At 65.2% G+C, this 14,663-nt stretch carries 13 protein-coding genes; 3 read left to right on the top strand and 10 right to left on the bottom strand.

Going from position 1 to position 14,663, the window contains the following annotated elements; all coding sequences use genetic code 11:
• Positions 1-90 precede the first annotated feature (90 nt).
• Entirely contained in the window at positions 91-1,173 is a 1,083-nt protein-coding gene (gene hemE, locus AC56LV_RS15110; RefSeq protein WP_183555148.1) for a uroporphyrinogen decarboxylase, read from the bottom strand.
• 89 nt (positions 1,174-1,262) lie between these two features.
• On the opposite strand from hemE, the gene AC56LV_RS15105 reads away from it, so the two are divergent.
• From AC56LV_RS15105 to AC56LV_RS15095, 3 genes are all read left to right on the top strand, one after another.
• Complete coding sequence (locus AC56LV_RS15105) at positions 1,263-3,203, top strand: dipeptidyl-peptidase 5 (protein ID WP_499558757.1); 1,941 nt, start codon at positions 1,263-1,265, stop codon at positions 3,201-3,203.
• Positions 3,200-7,366 carry an SNF2-related protein gene (locus AC56LV_RS15100; RefSeq protein ID WP_499558756.1) on the top strand — a complete coding sequence of 1,389 codons (4,167 nt, stop codon included), beginning with the start codon at positions 3,200-3,202 and terminating at the stop codon, positions 7,364-7,366. Before AC56LV_RS15105 ends, AC56LV_RS15100 begins: the two co-directional genes overlap by 4 nt.
• A 149-nt stretch (positions 7,367-7,515) precedes the next feature.
• Positions 7,516-9,411: a DUF885 domain-containing protein gene (locus AC56LV_RS15095; protein ID WP_499558755.1), complete on the top strand. Its 1,896-nt coding sequence runs from the start codon at positions 7,516-7,518 to the stop codon at positions 9,409-9,411.
• Positions 9,412-9,468: 57 nt separating this feature from the next.
• On the opposite strand, the gene tatC is transcribed toward AC56LV_RS15095, so the two are convergent.
• The 9 genes from tatC to hisH all read right to left on the bottom strand — a co-directional run bounded on the left by tatC (position 9,469) and on the right by hisH (position 14,657).
• Positions 9,469-10,224 (bottom strand): twin-arginine translocase subunit TatC, encoded by a 756-nt coding sequence (gene tatC, locus AC56LV_RS15090; protein WP_183555141.1) that lies wholly within the window; start codon positions 10,222-10,224, stop codon positions 9,469-9,471.
• A gap of 11 nt (positions 10,225-10,235) precedes the next feature.
• Complete coding sequence (gene tatB, locus AC56LV_RS15085; protein WP_183555137.1) at positions 10,236-10,757, bottom strand: Sec-independent protein translocase protein TatB; 522 nt, start codon at positions 10,755-10,757, stop codon at positions 10,236-10,238.
• A 12-nt stretch (positions 10,758-10,769) separates the two neighbouring features.
• On the bottom strand, positions 10,770-11,012 hold the full coding sequence (tatA, locus tag AC56LV_RS15080) for a Sec-independent protein translocase subunit TatA (RefSeq protein WP_183555135.1): 243 nt from the start codon (positions 11,010-11,012) through the stop codon (positions 10,770-10,772).
• Positions 11,013-11,136: 124 nt separating this feature from the next.
• Complete coding sequence (locus AC56LV_RS15075; RefSeq protein WP_499558754.1) at positions 11,137-11,511, bottom strand: histidine triad nucleotide-binding protein; 375 nt, start codon at positions 11,509-11,511, stop codon at positions 11,137-11,139.
• 151 nt (positions 11,512-11,662) lie between these two features.
• Positions 11,663-12,004 (bottom strand): phosphoribosyl-ATP diphosphatase, encoded by a 342-nt coding sequence (locus tag AC56LV_RS15070; protein ID WP_499456014.1) that lies wholly within the window; start codon positions 12,002-12,004, stop codon positions 11,663-11,665.
• Positions 12,001-12,411 carry a phosphoribosyl-AMP cyclohydrolase gene (hisI, locus tag AC56LV_RS15065; protein WP_183555129.1) on the bottom strand — a complete coding sequence of 137 codons (411 nt, stop codon included), beginning with the start codon at positions 12,409-12,411 and terminating at the stop codon, positions 12,001-12,003. Before hisI ends, AC56LV_RS15070 begins: the two co-directional genes overlap by 4 nt.
• Before the next feature lie 4 nt (positions 12,412-12,415).
• The gene (hisF, locus tag AC56LV_RS15060) at positions 12,416-13,177 is read right to left on the bottom strand and encodes an imidazole glycerol phosphate synthase subunit HisF (protein ID WP_183555127.1); all 762 of its coding nucleotides are present in this window, start codon (positions 13,175-13,177) and stop codon (positions 12,416-12,418) included.
• A 4-nt stretch (positions 13,178-13,181) separates the two neighbouring features.
• A complete protein-coding gene (hisA, locus tag AC56LV_RS15055) occupies positions 13,182-13,958 on the bottom strand; it encodes a 1-(5-phosphoribosyl)-5-[(5-phosphoribosylamino)methylideneamino]imidazole-4-carboxamide isomerase (protein WP_258836814.1) in 777 nt (258 codons plus the stop codon).
• A 57-nt stretch (positions 13,959-14,015) separates the two neighbouring features.
• Positions 14,016-14,657, bottom strand: a complete 642-nt coding sequence (gene hisH, locus AC56LV_RS15050) for an imidazole glycerol phosphate synthase subunit HisH (RefSeq protein ID WP_499558753.1) — start codon at positions 14,655-14,657, stop codon at positions 14,016-14,018.
• Between the last annotated feature and the right edge of the window lie 6 nt (positions 14,658-14,663).

Below are 14,663 nucleotides of genomic sequence, written 5' to 3'. Positions count from 1 at the left end.
AGGTTTATCGGATTTGCAGAAGTTGTGAACAAGTGATGGTGTCGGCTTGCAATCGTGCTCTCGCGAAACGAGTGCAAGCCGCGAACAAGATTACTGGGCGCGTTGCTTGCGGCTGAAGCTGTGCACTGCTTCGACCATCGCGGTGACCGATTCCGGCGGGGTAAATTGCGAGATGCCATGGCCGAGGTTGAACACGTGGCCGTGGCCATTTGACGGCGTGCCATAGGCCGTCAGCGAGCGCTCGACTTCCGCTGCGATCTGCTCCGGCGCGGCAAACAGGATGGCCGGGTCGAGGTTGCCCTGCAGTGCCACACGGTCGCCGACCAGCGCGCGGGCCGTGCCCAGATTCACGGTCCAGTCCAGGCCCAGCGCATCGGCGCCGATGTCCGCCATCTGGTCGAGCCAGATGCCGCCGCCCTTGGTGAATACGACGGCCGGGATGCGCACGCCATCCTTTTCGCGCTGCAGGCCGGCCAGGATCTGCTGCATGTATTGCAGCGAGAAGGTCTGGTAGGCGCCATCGGCCAGCGCTCCGCCCCACGAGTCGAAGATCATCACAGCTTGCGCGCCGGCGTCGATCTGCGCGTTCAGGTACGCGGTGACGGCCTTGGCATTGATGTCGAGGATGCGGTGCATCAGGTCCGGCCGGCTGTACAGCATCTTCTTGACCGTATGGAACTCGCGCGAACCGGCGCCTTCGACCATGTAGCAGGCCAGCGTCCACGGGCTGCCCGAGAAGCCGATCAGCGGCACGCGGCCATTGATGGCGCCGCGGATTTGCGTGACGGCCTTGAACACGTAGTCGAGCGAAGCCATGTCGGGCACTTCCAGCGCGTGGACTTGCTCTTCGGTGCGCAGCGGACGCTCGAACTTCGGACCCTCACCATCGGCGAAATACAGGCCCAGGCCCATCGCGTCCGGCACGGTCAGGATGTCCGAGAACAGGATCGACGCGTCCAGCGGGAAGCGGTCGAGCGGCTGCAGCGTGACTTCGGTGGCGTAATCGGGATTTTTTGCCAGGCCCAGGAACGAACCGGCGCGCGCGCGGGTAGCGCGGTATTCCGGCAGGTAGCGGCCCGCCTGGCGCATCAGCCATACCGGGGTGTAGTCGGTCGGCTGGCGCAGCAGCGCACGCAGGAAGGTGTCGTTCTGGAGCGGGGCAAATTGTGGCATGGGAGGCATCGGTTTGATAGGCAGACGCCTATTATCGCATTCTTGGGGGCGCACTATAATGCTCGTCCACCCTTCGAAAAAGCCCCTCTATGACCGTTGCCACCAGCAAACAAGCCACGCCATGCGGCGCCTGGACTTCCCCGATCACTGCTGCCGTCGTTGCTGCTGGCGCCGTGCCACTGGCGCAGCCGATGCCCGACGGCGCCGCCATCGGCTGGCTCGAGGGGCGCACCAGCGAAGGCGGGCGCATGACGCTGATGGTGCACGACGCCGACGGCACGCGCGAGCTGACGCCGGCCCCGTTCAACGTGCGCAGCCGCGTGCATGAATACGGTGGCGGCGCGTACCTGCTGAGCGGTGGCGGCGCCTGGTTCTCGCACCATGCGGACAATCGCCTGTACCGGGTCGAGAACGATGGCCAGCCGGTCGCCATCACGGCTGCCGACACCGGCCACCGCTTCGCCGACTTCGTGCTCGACGCCGGGCGACGTCGCCTGGTGGCGGTGCGCGAAGACCATTCGCTGGGCGCGACTTACCCGGTCAACACGCTGTGCGCAGTGGGCTTTGACGGCGCCGAGACCGTGCTGGTCGAAGGCAGCGACTTCTACGCCGCGCCGCGCCTGTCGCCCGATGGGCGCCAGCTGGCCTGGCTGTGCTGGGAGCTGCCGCACATGCCGTGGGAAGGCACCGCGCTGTGGCTGGGCGATGTGGCCGCCGACGGCGCGATCGTCAACCGGCGCCTGATCGCCGGCGGGGCGGATGAAGCGATCTGCCAGCCCGAATGGTCACCTGGCGGCGTGCTGCACTTCGTGTCCGATCGCAGCGGCTGGTGGAATCTGTATCGTTACGCCGCTGACGCTATCCACGCCCTGTGCGAACGCGCGGCCGAATTCGGTGTCCCGCAGTGGAACTTCGGCGGTTCGCAGTATGCCTTCCGCTCGGAAGAACAGATCGTCTGCGCGTATATCGAGGCGGGCGTGAGCCACCTGGGCATCGTCTCCACCCACGACGGCAGCTTGATACCGCTGGAAACGCCATATGAAGACATCCGCGACGTGAAAATCAGCGGCGACATCGTCACGCTGCTGGGCGGCGCGCCGACCATCGCGCCCGAACTGGCCCGCATCGACCTGGCCGGCGCGCCGCTCGAAGTGCTGGCGCACTCGATTCCGCAGCTGCCGGCCACGTCGTACCTGGCCGTGCCGCTGGCGATCAGTTATCCAAGCGCCAACGGCCGCACCGCGTACGCGTTCTACTATGCGCCGGCCAATCCGGATTACGCGCCGCTGCCGGACGAGCTGCCACCGCTGATCGTGATCGGCCACGGCGGCCCGACCAGCATGGCGACCAGCACGCTCAAGCTCTCTACCCAATACTGGACCAGCCGCGGTTTCGCGGTGCTGGACGTGAACTACGGCGGCAGCACGGGCTTCGGGCGCGAGTACCGCAACCTGCTCCAGCACCAGTGGGGCGTGGTCGATGTCGAGGATTGCGTGGCCGGTGCACGCCACCTGGCGGCCATCGGGGCGGTCGACCCCGAGCGTCTGCTGATTCGCGGCAGCAGCGCCGGCGGCCTGACGGTGCTGTCGGCGCTCGCCTTCCACGACGTGTTCAAGGCCGGCGCCAGTTATTACGGCGTGTCCGACCTGGCCGGGCTGGATGCGGATTCGCACAAGTTCGAGTCGCGCTACAACGCTTACCTGACCGCGCCGCCCGAGCGCGCCCAGGCCGTGTACCGCGAACGCTCGCCAATCCACCACAGCGACAAGTTGCGCAGCCCGATGATCTTCTTCCAGGGCCTGGACGACAAGGTCGTGCCGCCGCAGCAGTCCGAAAGCATGGTCGACGCACTGCGCGCGCAAAAGCTGCCGGTGGCCTACCTGACGCTCGAAGGCGAAGGCCATGGCTTCCGCAAGGCCGACAGCGTAGTGCGCACGCTCGAAGCCGAGCTGTATTTCTACCTGCGCGTGTTCGGCATTGCCGTGCCGGCCGACCTGCCCGCCATCGAGATCGAGAATCTCGACGCATGAACGGTGCCCCACTGCTTGAAGACGTGCGGGCGCAGCTGGCTGCCTGCAGCGCCGAAGAACACGCGATCCTGACGCTGCTGGCGATCGCCGGCGAGCCGATGGGCCGCCAGCGCATTCTTGAGCACATGCGGGCGCTGAATGCCCCTTTGCCGGCCGCGCAGTGGGCCGACGAACTGGCGCGCCTGAAAGGCGAAGGCCTGCTGGTCGACGCCAACGAACGCGGACTGGCACTGACACCGGCGGCCAGCTGGTTCGTGCTCGACGTTGCCTTGGACAGCGGCCTGTTCGACGTCGTGGCGGGCGCGTATGGCGCGGTGTCGACCGTGCGCCGCGACTGGCAGGGCCACCTGATGCTGCGAAGTTACCGCCAGGGCCTGGCCCTGCTGCGCATCGCGCTACTGACGCGGCAAGACATCGACGTGGTCACGCCGCTGCTCGACGCCTGCCTGGCGTGCCATGAAGCGAGCTACCTGCATCCGCTGGTCGACGTCTGCGCGCGCCCGTTTACGCCGGCGCTGATCGAGCGCATCCATCCGCGCCTGCTTGAGACCGTGCTGCACGTCCTGGTCGTGCATGTGCGCAGCGAGCCGGCGCTGGCCCCGGCAGTACGCGCCTGCGCCGAGGGTTACATCACGCGCAGCAGCCCGGAAAGCCTGCTGCGCCGCGCGCTGGGCGAGCACTACATCCTGTGCGGGCGCCTGGACGATGCGCTTGATCTGGTGGCCGACATGACCGATTCACCGGGCCTGTTCCTGCGCAGCGTCGTGCAACTGCTGCGCGACGATGTGGACGGCGGCCTGGCGGGCGTCGAAGCGGCCCTGAAGCAGCTGCGGCGCGAGACCGGCAAGCGCAAGGCCACCTTTGGCGGCCATTGCGCGCACATCGCGGTGGCTGCCCTGCTGCGCAGCAGCGAACCGGCGCACCGCAAGCTGGCCGACGCCTGGCTCGAGATCGAAACACGCGCCGTGCAGCGGCCCGACAACGCAGTCTGGTTCCAGCTCGGCATGCTGCACGAAATCCGGCGCGGCACCGTCGACGCCAGCCTGTTCGCCACCCGCAGCTGGGAACTGTCGCTGGAGCCGACCGTGTTTCGCGCGCTGATCCACTACTGGCTGGCGCTGCCCGCCTTGAACAGCCAGCGGGCGCGGCTGGAAGACATGCTCGCCCAATCCGAACTGGCCGGGTTCGACCTGTGGTCGGCCCAACTGGCCGGCGTGCTGGCGCAGATGGGTCAAGCGGGCTATCTGGTTCACGAGGCGCGCGCGGGCGAACTGCGCCAGCGCCACCGCTTGCCCGACATGGCGCTCTGGTTCACGCGCGAAGAGCCGTGGGAGCGCCAGCTCAATGCGCTGATCAATCTGCAGCCTGCCCTCACGGTGGAGCAGGTCAAGGAGTCGCGTCTGGTCTGGCTGATCCGCCATGACCCGCATCTGGGCGTGCAGGAAATCGAGCCGCGCGAGCAGAAGCGCGATGCGCAAGGCGCCTGGAGCCGCGGCCGCGCGCTGGGCCTGAAACGCCTGGCCGAAGAAGGCGCGCAGCTCGAGTTCCTCACCGCGCAGGACCTGCAGGCGATCAATGCGATTGCCGGGCGCCGTTACTACGCCGGCAGCGGCATCCGCTTCGAACTCGAAGTGCACAAGGCGCTGGCCGCCCTGGTCGGCCATCCGCTGCTGTTCTGGATGGCGTCACCCGGCACGCGCGTCGAACTGCTGCCGGGCGAGCCGGAACTGCTGGTGAAAAAACAGGGCGACAAGGTGTCGATCGCGCTGCAGCCGCCGATCGACAACGAGGATGGCGACGTGGTCATCACGCTCGAGACGCCCACGCGCCTGCGCCTGGTGCGCATCAACGACGAACACCGCCGCATCGCCGCCATCGTCGGCGCCGGGCTGGACGTGCCGCTGTCGGCCGAGCGGCGCGTGCTGCGCGCCATCGGCGCGGTGGCGTCCAGCGTCACCGTGCAGTCGGACATCGGTGCGAGCAGCGCCGACATCGAGACCGTGCCGGCCGACGCGCGCATGCACATTCACCTGCGGCCCTACCAGCAGGGCTTGCGCATGCAGTTGCTCGTGCGCCCGCTGTCCGGCGGCGCCTACTACGGCCCCGGTGAAGGCGCGGCCAGCGTGATCGCCGATGTCGACGGCATCCGCACCGAAGCGCAGCGCGACATGAACGCCGAGCGCGAGGCCGAACGCCAGCTCGTCGGCGCCTGCGTCGTGCTCGAACAGGGCGAGCAGGAACACGGCGAATGGCTGCTCGGGCAACCGATGCTGGCACTCGAACTGGTCGAAGAACTCAGGGCACTGGACCCTGCCTCGATCGTCGTGGCCTGGCCCGAAGGCGAATCGTTCCGCGTCACCAAAAAAGCGACATCCAAATCGGTGCGGGTCCAGATCCGGCGCGAGCGCGACTGGTTCGCCGCCAGCGGCGACATCGTCATTGACGAAGGCCGCGTGATGAGCCTGCGCACGCTGCTGGAAAAGCTGCGCGAGAGCGGCAGCCGCTTTGTCGCGCTGGGCGAGAACGATTACCTGGCGCTGTCGGACGAACTGCACCGGCGCCTGATGGAACTGGGCGCGTATGGCGAACTGCATGGCGACGGCATCCGCACCCACGCGCTGGCCAGCTTCGCGCTGGGTGAATTGGCGCATGATGCCGGCAGCGTCGATGCGGACAAGGCCTGGCAAGCGCACCTGGTGCGCATGGCCGACAGCGCCGCCTTCACGCCCACGCTGCCGTCCACCTTGCAGGCCGAGTTACGTGACTATCAAGTCGACGGCTTCGAGTGGCTGGCGCGTCTGGCCCACTGGGGCGTGGGCGCTTGCCTGGCCGACGATATGGGCCTGGGTAAAACGCTGCAGGCGCTGGCGCTGCTGCTCACACGCGCCAAGGACGGCCCGGCGCTGGTGGTGGCGCCGACGACCGTGTGCCTGAACTGGATCGACGAAGCGGCGCGCTTTGCGCCGACACTGAACCTGAAACTGTTCGGGCCCGGCGAGCGCGCCGCGACCGTGGACGACGCGGGGCCGTTCGACGTCGTCATCGTCAGCTACGGCCTGCTGCAGCAAGAGGCGGCGCGCTTCAAGGGCCGCCGCTGGCACAGCATCGTGCTGGACGAAGCGCAGGCGATCAAGAACATGCACACCAAGCGCTCGCAGGCCGTGATGGCGCTGCAGGGCGACTTCCGGATGGCGGCCACCGGTACGCCGCTGGAAAACCACCTGGGCGAATTGTGGAACCTGTTCCGCTTCATCAATCCGGGTCTGTTAGGCAGCGCCGAACAGTTCCAGCTGCGCTTTGCCGGCCCCATTGAAAAAGCCCAGTCCGAGAAAGTAAAGGACCGGCGGGCCGAAGTCGCCGCCCGCGCGCGCCTGCGGCGCCTGACCGCACCGTTCATCCTGCGCCGCACCAAGGCGCAGGTGCTGGCCGAACTGCCGCCGCGCACCGAGATCGTGATCCCGGTCGAACTGAGCGCCGAGGAAAGCGCGCTGTACGAATCGCTGCGGCGCCAGGCGCTCGACAAGCTGGCTGCGCTGGAGGCACCGGAAGGCCAGAAGTCGATCGAGATCCTGGCCGAGATGATGCGGCTGCGCCGCGCCTGCTGCAATCCCGAGCTGGTCGCGCCCGGCGCCGGCATCATCAGCAGCAAGCTGGCCGCGTTCGCGCGGCTCACGGCCGACCTGATCGAGAACCGCCACAAGGTGCTGGTGTTCAGCCAGTTCGTCGACCACCTGAGCCTGATCCGCCAATATCTCGACGCCCAGGGCGTGCGCTACCAGTACCTCGACGGGTCCACGCCGATGCAGGAACGCAAAAAGCGGGTCGACGCGTTCCAGGCCGGCGACGGCGACATGTTCCTGATCAGCCTGAAGGCGGGCGGCGTGGGCATCAACCTGACGGCGGCCGACTACGTGATCCACATGGACCCGTGGTGGAACCCGGCGGTGGAAGACCAGGCCTCGGACCGCGCGCATCGGATGGGGCAGCAGCGGCCGGTGACGATCTACCGGCTGGTCGCGCGCGGCACGATCGAAGAAGGCATCGTCGACCTGCACCGTCACAAGCGCGACCTGGCCGACAGCCTGCTGGAAGGCACCGAGATGGCTGCGCGCATGTCGCCAGCGGATATGCTCGACATGCTGCGCACGGGACTGGGCAGGTAGCGCTGCCTTCGTAGAACAGTAATATTGCACTTTGTCCCGTTCGTGTCGGAATGTTTCAACCGTCCGCAAACGGCGGGTTTGGTGCTAACCTGCACGCGATTCGCGCCGTTGCGGATCACGAATTCACACTTGTTACAGGGCCGAATACGATGATAAAAACGAAAATCGCGCTGGCAGCCTTGCTGGCCTGCTTCGCACTGGCGCCGGCCAGCGCCGCCACCAAGCCAGCCAAGAGCAAGGCCAAGTCGACAAAGGTCGTCAAGAAGTCGACCAAGGCCAAGAAGGCCGTCGTCGGCGCCGCCGCCATTGGCGCGACCGCCGCTGCCTCCAGCAAGAGCGCCAGCGACAGCGCCGCCCCAGCGAAAGCCAGCGAAGGCCGCCTCGATCGCCGCATGTCCACGCTGAGCATGCAGTACCTGACCGCGCTGTGGCGCGTCGACCCGGAAGGCGGCATCTATGTCGGCAAATTCGACCAGGCCGCGAACCTGACGCTGCCCGACCCTGCCACCCGCGCCAGGCAGCTGGCCTTTGCCAACGAGTGGCTGGAAAAATTCGGCAAGCTCGATCCGAAGCAGCTCTCGCCGCGCTACCGCACCGACCTGGCCCTCTTGCTCAACAAGCTGGAAAAAGACCGCTGGGCGTTGACCACCTGGCGCGAGTTCGAGTGGAACCCGTCGGCCTACAACATCGCCGCGCCGCTCGACCTGATCCTTAATACCGATTACGCAGCCAAGCCACAGCGCCTGCGCACGATCCTCAAGCGCCTGACCGACGTGCCGGCCTATTACGCGGCCGCGCAGGCGTCGATCAAGACGCCGACGCGCGAGCACACCCAGCTGGCGATCAGCCAGGCGCCGGGCACGCTCGCGGTGCTGGCCGACCTGGGCAAGGCGGCCCAGGAATCGATCCTGACCACGCAGGAAAAGACCATCTTCGCGCAGCGCATCGCCAACGCCGGTACTGCGGTGCTGGGCTACGTCGACTTCTTGAGCGACATGGAAAAGCGCCAGGCCGCCAATGGCCAGGCCCGTCCGTTCCGCATCGGCAAGGCGCTGTACGAGCAGAAGTTCGCGCTCGACATCCAGTCGTCCAGCAGCGCCGAGCAGACCTACCGCAAGGCCCTGGCCACGCGCGAAGAGCTGCTCACGCACATGGACAAGATCTCGGACGAACTCTGGCCGCGCTACATGGCCGGCGTGGCCAAGCCAGCGGAGCGCTTCCAGAAGATCGGCATGATGATCGACAAGCTGTCCGCCCGTCACGTCAAGCGCCAGGACTTCTTCACCGAGATCCGGCGCCAGATCCCGCTGCTGCAGGACTGGGTCATCAAGCATGACCTGCTGACGCTCGACCCGAGCAAACCACTCGAAGTGCGCGAAACGCCGATGTACCAGCGCGGCGTGGCCGGCGCCAGCATCGACGCACCGGGTCCGTACCGCTCGAAGGACAAGACGTACTACAACGTCACGCCAATGGACAGCCTGACGGATGCCCAGGCCGAGAGCAGCCTGCGCGAGTACAACGAATGGATCCTGCAGATTTTGAACATCCACGAAGCGATTCCGGGCCACTACGCGCAGCTGGTGCACGCGAACCGCTCGCCGTCGCTGATCAAGTCACTGTTCGGCAATGGCGCGATGGTGGAAGGCTGGGCGGTCTACGGCGAGCGCATGATGCTCGAATCGGGCTATGGTGACAACGCGCCCGAGATGTGGCTGATGTACTCGAAGTGGAACCTGCGCAGCGTGACCAACACCATCCTCGACTACAGCGTGCACGTGAACGGCATGAACCAGGCGCAGGCAATCGACCTGCTGACGCGCCAGGCCTTCCAGACGCGCCAGGAAGCCGATGAAAAGTGGCGCCGCGCCACGCTGACGTCGGTCCAGCTGACCAGCTACTACAGCGGCTACGAGCAGATCATGGAACTGCGCGAACGCCGCAAGGCGCAGCTGGGTGAGCGTTTCAACCTGAAGGCGTTCCACGACCAGTTCCTGAGCTACGGCAATGCGCCGGTCAAGATGATTTCGGAATTGATGCAGTAATTGGGAGAAGGGGGCGGCGCCTCAAGGGGCCGCCCCCGTATCGAAACGAGGCGTTTGTTACGCCGTTTCTTCGGGTGCGCGCGTGGCGCGGGCGAACATCGGTGCGACCATCAGGCCCAGCTCGTAGAGCAGGCACATTGGAATGGCCAGCGCCAGCTGGCTGACCACGTCCGGCGGCGTCACGATCGCCGAGATGACGAACGCGCCGACGATGACATACGAGCGCACTTCGCGCAGCTTCTCGATCGGCACGATGCCCATGCGCACCAGGATCACGACGACCACCGGCACTTCGAACGAGGCGCCGAACGCCAGGCACATCGACATCACGAAATCGAGGTAGTTTTCAATATCCGGTGTGACGGCGATCGACGTCGGCGCAAACGCGCTGATGAAGTGGAACACACGGCCAAACACGAAGAAGTAACAGAACGCCACGCCGCCGATAAACAGCAGCGACGACGAAATCACGAGCGGCATCACGAGGCGTTTTTCGTGGGCGTACAAGCCCGGCGCGATGAAGGCCCAGGCCTGATAGAACACCCAGGGCAGCGCCAGGATGAAGGACAGCAGCAGCGTGACCTTCATCGGCACGAGGAACGGCGAAATCACGCCGGTGGCAATCATGGTCGAGCCTGGCGGCAGCGACGCGATCATCGGTGCGGCGATCAGGTCGTAGATGTGGGACGGGCCAGGCCACGCCATCAGCGCGGCGCACACGATCGCAATGCCGATCGAGGCCTTGACCAGGCGGTCACGCAGCTCGACGAGGTGCGAGATGAAGGTATCTTCGCCGGCGGCTTGTTCAGTCATCAGCTAGGCGATCAGAAAAAAGAGGAAGTGGAATTCGTGCCGGCACCGGGACGGTACTTGCGCACGCGGGCCGCGCCCGACATCACATGGCGCTTGGTGCCATGGCGGTTCTTGTACCAGGCCGGCACGCTGGACGTGCGCACCAGCTTCTTGCGGCGGAAGTCCTTGGCCTTGCGGTCAATGTCGGCCACGGTGGGCGTGATGACATGCGCGCTTTCATGCGAGCCGCGCTCGTCCCACAATGCCTCGACTTCGTCGACGTGGCTGGTCACGGACGAGCCGAATTCGCTCGTCGCTGATTCGACGTCGTTCTTGAACGACTGCGCACGGTCCTGCACTTCCTTGTGCAGGTTGCGCAGTTCGTCGAGTTCGATTTCACGGCTGACCTCGGACTTGATGTCATGCAGGTAACGCTGGGCACGCCCATAGAGCGTGCCAGCCATGCGCGCCACCTTGGGCAGCTTTTGCGGCCCGATCACGATCAGCGCGACAACGCCGATGATCGCGATTTTCGACAGTCCAAGATCGATCATGAGGACGCCGGGTTACAGGCGGGTCTTGTCGCGGGCTTCCACGTCGATGGTCGACTTGTCGGCCACCTGCTGCGTTGCCTGGACACGGGCAGCTTCTGCTTCGGCAGCGCGCTCTTCGTCACCCTTGACGCCATCCTTGAAGCCCTTGACGGCCTTGCCCAGATCGGAACCCATATTGCTGATCTTCTTGGTGCCGAAAATCAACATCACGACCACCAGCACGATGACCCAGTGCCAAATACTCAATCCACCCATATTGTTCTCCTGATGGCGCCTGGCGCCTGAAAAATTAGTGATGCGCAAACTGCATATACACCGAGTATATGCGATGCGGGAGCCCATTGCTCCCAATCGAACTTAACCCAAACTTAGACGCTGCCTACAGCCCCAGCCCGCGCCATGGACGCGGACCGCCGTACATGTGCAGATGCAGGTGATATACCTCTTGCCCGCCATCCGGACCGGCATTGATCAGCGTCTTGAAACCGCCACTTGGCGTGCCATCGGCGGCTGTCTTGACCGCAATACCATTTTGCTCGGCAAGTTTCGGCGCCAGCGCCAGCATCTTGCCCAGCAGCGCCGCATGCGCGTCGGTGCAATCGGACAAGGTGGCCACGTGCACCTTCGGAATCACCAGCAAGTGCACGGGCGCTGCCGGATTGATGTCCTTGAACGCCAGCACGTCATCATCTTCATAGACGATGGCAGCCGGAATCTGCCTGGCAACGATCTTGCAAAAAATGCAGTTATCCATTCGGTCTCCAGATGATTACATTGCATGACACGCAAGCGAGCACGGGCATCCTACCAAGGCTCCATGACATCGGCATGACGACGAGGGACTGATTATGACACCGGTTCGGTCGCTTGGCACGCCAGCCCTGCACGCGGGCCGGCGGGCAGGTTCAGGCGTCGGTGCGCGCGGCTTTCTCGTCCAGCCCCGACACGCCTTCGCGCCGCGCCAGCTCGTCGAGCACCTGCTGCGGCGTGAGGTCGAACCTGGCCAGCAGCACCAGCGAGTGGAACCACAGGTCGGCGCATTCGTACAGCACCTTGGCGGCATCGCCATCGACGCGGGCGTCCTTGGCGGCCATCACGAGTTCGGTGGCTTCCTCGCCGATCTTTTTCAGGATGGCGTCGTCGCCCTTGGCGAACAGCTTGGCGACATACGATGCGGCCGGGTCGCCGCCATTGGCGGGTTTGCGCGATTCGATCACGGCCGCGACGCGGGCCAGGGTAACGCTCATGGGGTCTTCTTGTCTTTTGAATAAATCGTGTCGGGGTCCTGCAGCACCGGCTCGACGCTGTGCCAGTCGCCGTTGTCGTACTTCTGGAAGAAGCACGAGTGGCGTCCGGTATGGCAGGCAATCCCGCCGACCTGCTCGATCTTGAGCAGAACGACGTCTTCGTCGCAGTCCAGGCGGATCTCGCTCACCTTCTGGATGTGGCCGGACTCTTCGCCCTTGTGCCACAGTTTCTTGCGCGAGCGGCTCCAGTACACGGCTTCGCCCGATTCGACGGTGCGGGTGAGCGCTTCGCGGTTCATCCAGGCGAACATCAGCACGTCGCCGCTGGTTGCCTCTTGCGCGATGACGGGCACCAGGCCCTGTTCATCCCAGCGCACCTTGTTGAGCCATTTGGCATTCGTTGTCATTGCGTTACTCCAGGCGCATCGGGATACCGCGGTCATGCATGAAGCGCTTCGCTTCCCCGACCGTGTGCTGCCCATAGTGGAAAATGCTGGCCGCCAGCACGGCATCAGCGTGGCCCTGCAGGATGCCGTTGGCCAGGTCTTCCAGGCCACCGACGCCGCCCGAGGCGATCACGGGGATACCCACGGCGTCGGACACGGCGCGGGTCAGGCCCAGGTCGAAGCCCGATTTGGTGCCGTCGCGGTCCATCGATGTGAGCAGCAGCTCACCGGCGCCCAGGCTTTCCATCTTGCGTGCCCATTCGACGGCGTCCAGCCCCGTCGCATTGCGCCCGCCGTGGGTGAAGACTTCCCAGCGGCCGGGGGCAATCTGCTTGGCGTCGATTGCCACCACGATGCACTGCGAACCGTGCTTGTGGGCGCAGTCGAACACCAGTTGCGGGTTGGTGACGGCCGACGTGTTCATGCTGACCTTGTCGGCGCCGGCGTTGAGCAGCCGGCGCACGTCTTCCACCTTGCGCACGCCGCCACCGACGGTGAGGGGAATGAACACGGTCGAGGCCACGGCTTCGATGATCGGCAGGATCAGGTCGCGGCCATCGCTCGAGGCGGTGATGTCGAGGAAAGTGATTTCGTCGGCGCCTTGTGCGTCATAGCGGCGCGCGATTTCGACCGGGTCGCCGGCGTCGCGCAACTCGTTGAAGTTGACGCCCTTGACGACCCGGCCGCCGGTGACGTCCAGGCAGGGGATGATGCGTTTTGCGAGCATGGAATCAGGCGCCAGCGCCTTCGGTCAGTTCATCGGCGCGATCCTGGGCCGAGGCCAGGTCGAGCGTGCCTTCGTAGATCGAGCGGCCGCAGATCACGCCCTCGATGCCTTCGTCCTGCACTGCGCACAGCGCTTCGACGTCGGCCAACACGTGCACGCCGCCCGAGGCGATCACGGGGATCTTCACCGCGCGCGCCAGCTTGACGGTCGCGTCGATGTTCACGCCGCCCATCATGCCGTCGCGGCCGATGTCGGTGTAGACGATCGATTCGACGCCGTAGCCTTCGAATTTCTTGGCCAGGTCGATCACTTCGTGGCCCGACATCTTGCTCCAGCCGTCGGTGGCGACCTTGCCGTCGCGCGCATCCAGGCCAACGATGATGTGGCCGGGGAAGGCGCCGCAGGCGTCGTGCAGGAAGCCCGGGTTCTTCACGGCGGCGGTGCCGACGATGATGTAGCTGATGCCGTCATCCAGGTAGCGCTCGATGGTGTCGAGGTCGCGGATGCCGCCGCCCAGCTGGACCGGGATTTCATCGATACCATTGTCTTCGGCGTATTCCTGCACGATCTGCAGGATCGACTTGATGGCCGATTCGTTCTTCGGTTTGCCCGCGAATGCGCCGTTCAGGTCGACCAGGTGCAGGCGCCGCGCGCCCTGCTTGAGCCAATGCAGCGCCATTTCGGCAGGATCTTCGGAAAACACGGTGGCGAGTTCCATATCGCCTTGTTGGAGGCGAACGCAGTGACCGTCTTTCAGGTCGATGGCGGGGATCAGCAGCATGGTCGTTGTCGGTAGAGTTAACGGGGGGTTGAACAGAACGAATTTAACGCAAATGCGTCAAGGATTCCAGTGAATGAAATTGCGGTACAGGCGCAAGCCGGCTGCCGCACTTTTCTCCGGATGGAACTGGGTGGCGACGATATTATCGCGGCCGACAGCGCAGCAGAACGGGCCGCCGTAATCGGCTTCGCCGATCACATCATGCGCGTTTTCGGGCGCTGCGTAATAACTGTGCACGAAGTAAAAATAGCTGTTGTCGTCGACGCCGTCCCACAGCGGGTGGGCGCGCGACTGGCGCACGCGGTTCCAGCCCATTTGCGGGACCTTGAAGCGCGAGCCGTCGTTCTGCAGTTTGCCGTCGAGCTGAAAGCGCACGACCTTGCCCGGCAACAAGCTCAGGCCCGGCGTGCCGCCGTTTTCTTCGCTGGCGTCGAACAGCATCTGCTCGCCCACGCACACGCCCATGATCGGGCGCGTCTTTGCGGCGCGCAGCAGTGCATCTTCGAGGCCCGATTCGCGCAGGCTGCTCATGCAGTCGCGCATCGCGCCCTGCCCCGGCAGCACGATGCGGTCGGCTGCATCGAGATCGGCGGCCGAGCTGGAAACGAGCACGTCGGCTTCGGGCGCGGCGGCGCGCAGCGCCTGGACGACCGAGCGCAGGTTGCCCAGTCCATCGACCACAACAATTTTATTGGCCATGTCGCG

Source organism: Telluria sp. RB2R28 (genome assembly GCF_059685835.1).
The sequence above is the reverse complement of the archived record's forward strand: the minus strand, read 5'-3'. Positions and strand labels throughout refer to the sequence as shown.

Excerpts from the sequence above, each read along its gene's own strand:
- AC56LV_RS15100 (WP_499558756.1), top strand. The coding sequence starts at position 3,200 with ATGAACGGTGCCCCACTGCTTGAAGACGTGCGGGCGCAGCTGGCTGCC.
- hemE (WP_183555148.1), bottom strand. The coding sequence starts at position 1,173 with ATGCCACAATTTGCCCCGCTCCAGAACGACACCTTCCTGCGTGCGCTG.
- tatB (WP_183555137.1), bottom strand. The coding sequence starts at position 10,757 with ATGATCGATCTTGGACTGTCGAAAATCGCGATCATCGGCGTTGTCGCG.
- AC56LV_RS15075 (WP_499558754.1), bottom strand. The coding sequence starts at position 11,511 with ATGGATAACTGCATTTTTTGCAAGATCGTTGCCAGGCAGATTCCGGCT.
- tatC (WP_183555141.1), bottom strand. The coding sequence starts at position 10,224 with ATGACTGAACAAGCCGCCGGCGAAGATACCTTCATCTCGCACCTCGTC.
- hisH (WP_499558753.1), bottom strand. The coding sequence starts at position 14,657 with ATGGCCAATAAAATTGTTGTGGTCGATGGACTGGGCAACCTGCGCTCG.
- AC56LV_RS15105 (WP_499558757.1), top strand. The coding sequence starts at position 1,263 with ATGACCGTTGCCACCAGCAAACAAGCCACGCCATGCGGCGCCTGGACT.
- tatA (WP_183555135.1), bottom strand. The coding sequence starts at position 11,012 with ATGGGTGGATTGAGTATTTGGCACTGGGTCATCGTGCTGGTGGTCGTG.
- AC56LV_RS15095 (WP_499558755.1), top strand. The coding sequence starts at position 7,516 with ATGATAAAAACGAAAATCGCGCTGGCAGCCTTGCTGGCCTGCTTCGCA.
- hisI (WP_183555129.1), bottom strand. The coding sequence starts at position 12,411 with ATGACAACGAATGCCAAATGGCTCAACAAGGTGCGCTGGGATGAACAG.
- hisA (WP_258836814.1), bottom strand. The coding sequence starts at position 13,958 with ATGCTGCTGATCCCCGCCATCGACCTGAAAGACGGTCACTGCGTTCGC.
- hisF (WP_183555127.1), bottom strand. The coding sequence starts at position 13,177 with ATGCTCGCAAAACGCATCATCCCCTGCCTGGACGTCACCGGCGGCCGG.
- AC56LV_RS15070 (WP_499456014.1), bottom strand. The coding sequence starts at position 12,004 with ATGAGCGTTACCCTGGCCCGCGTCGCGGCCGTGATCGAATCGCGCAAA.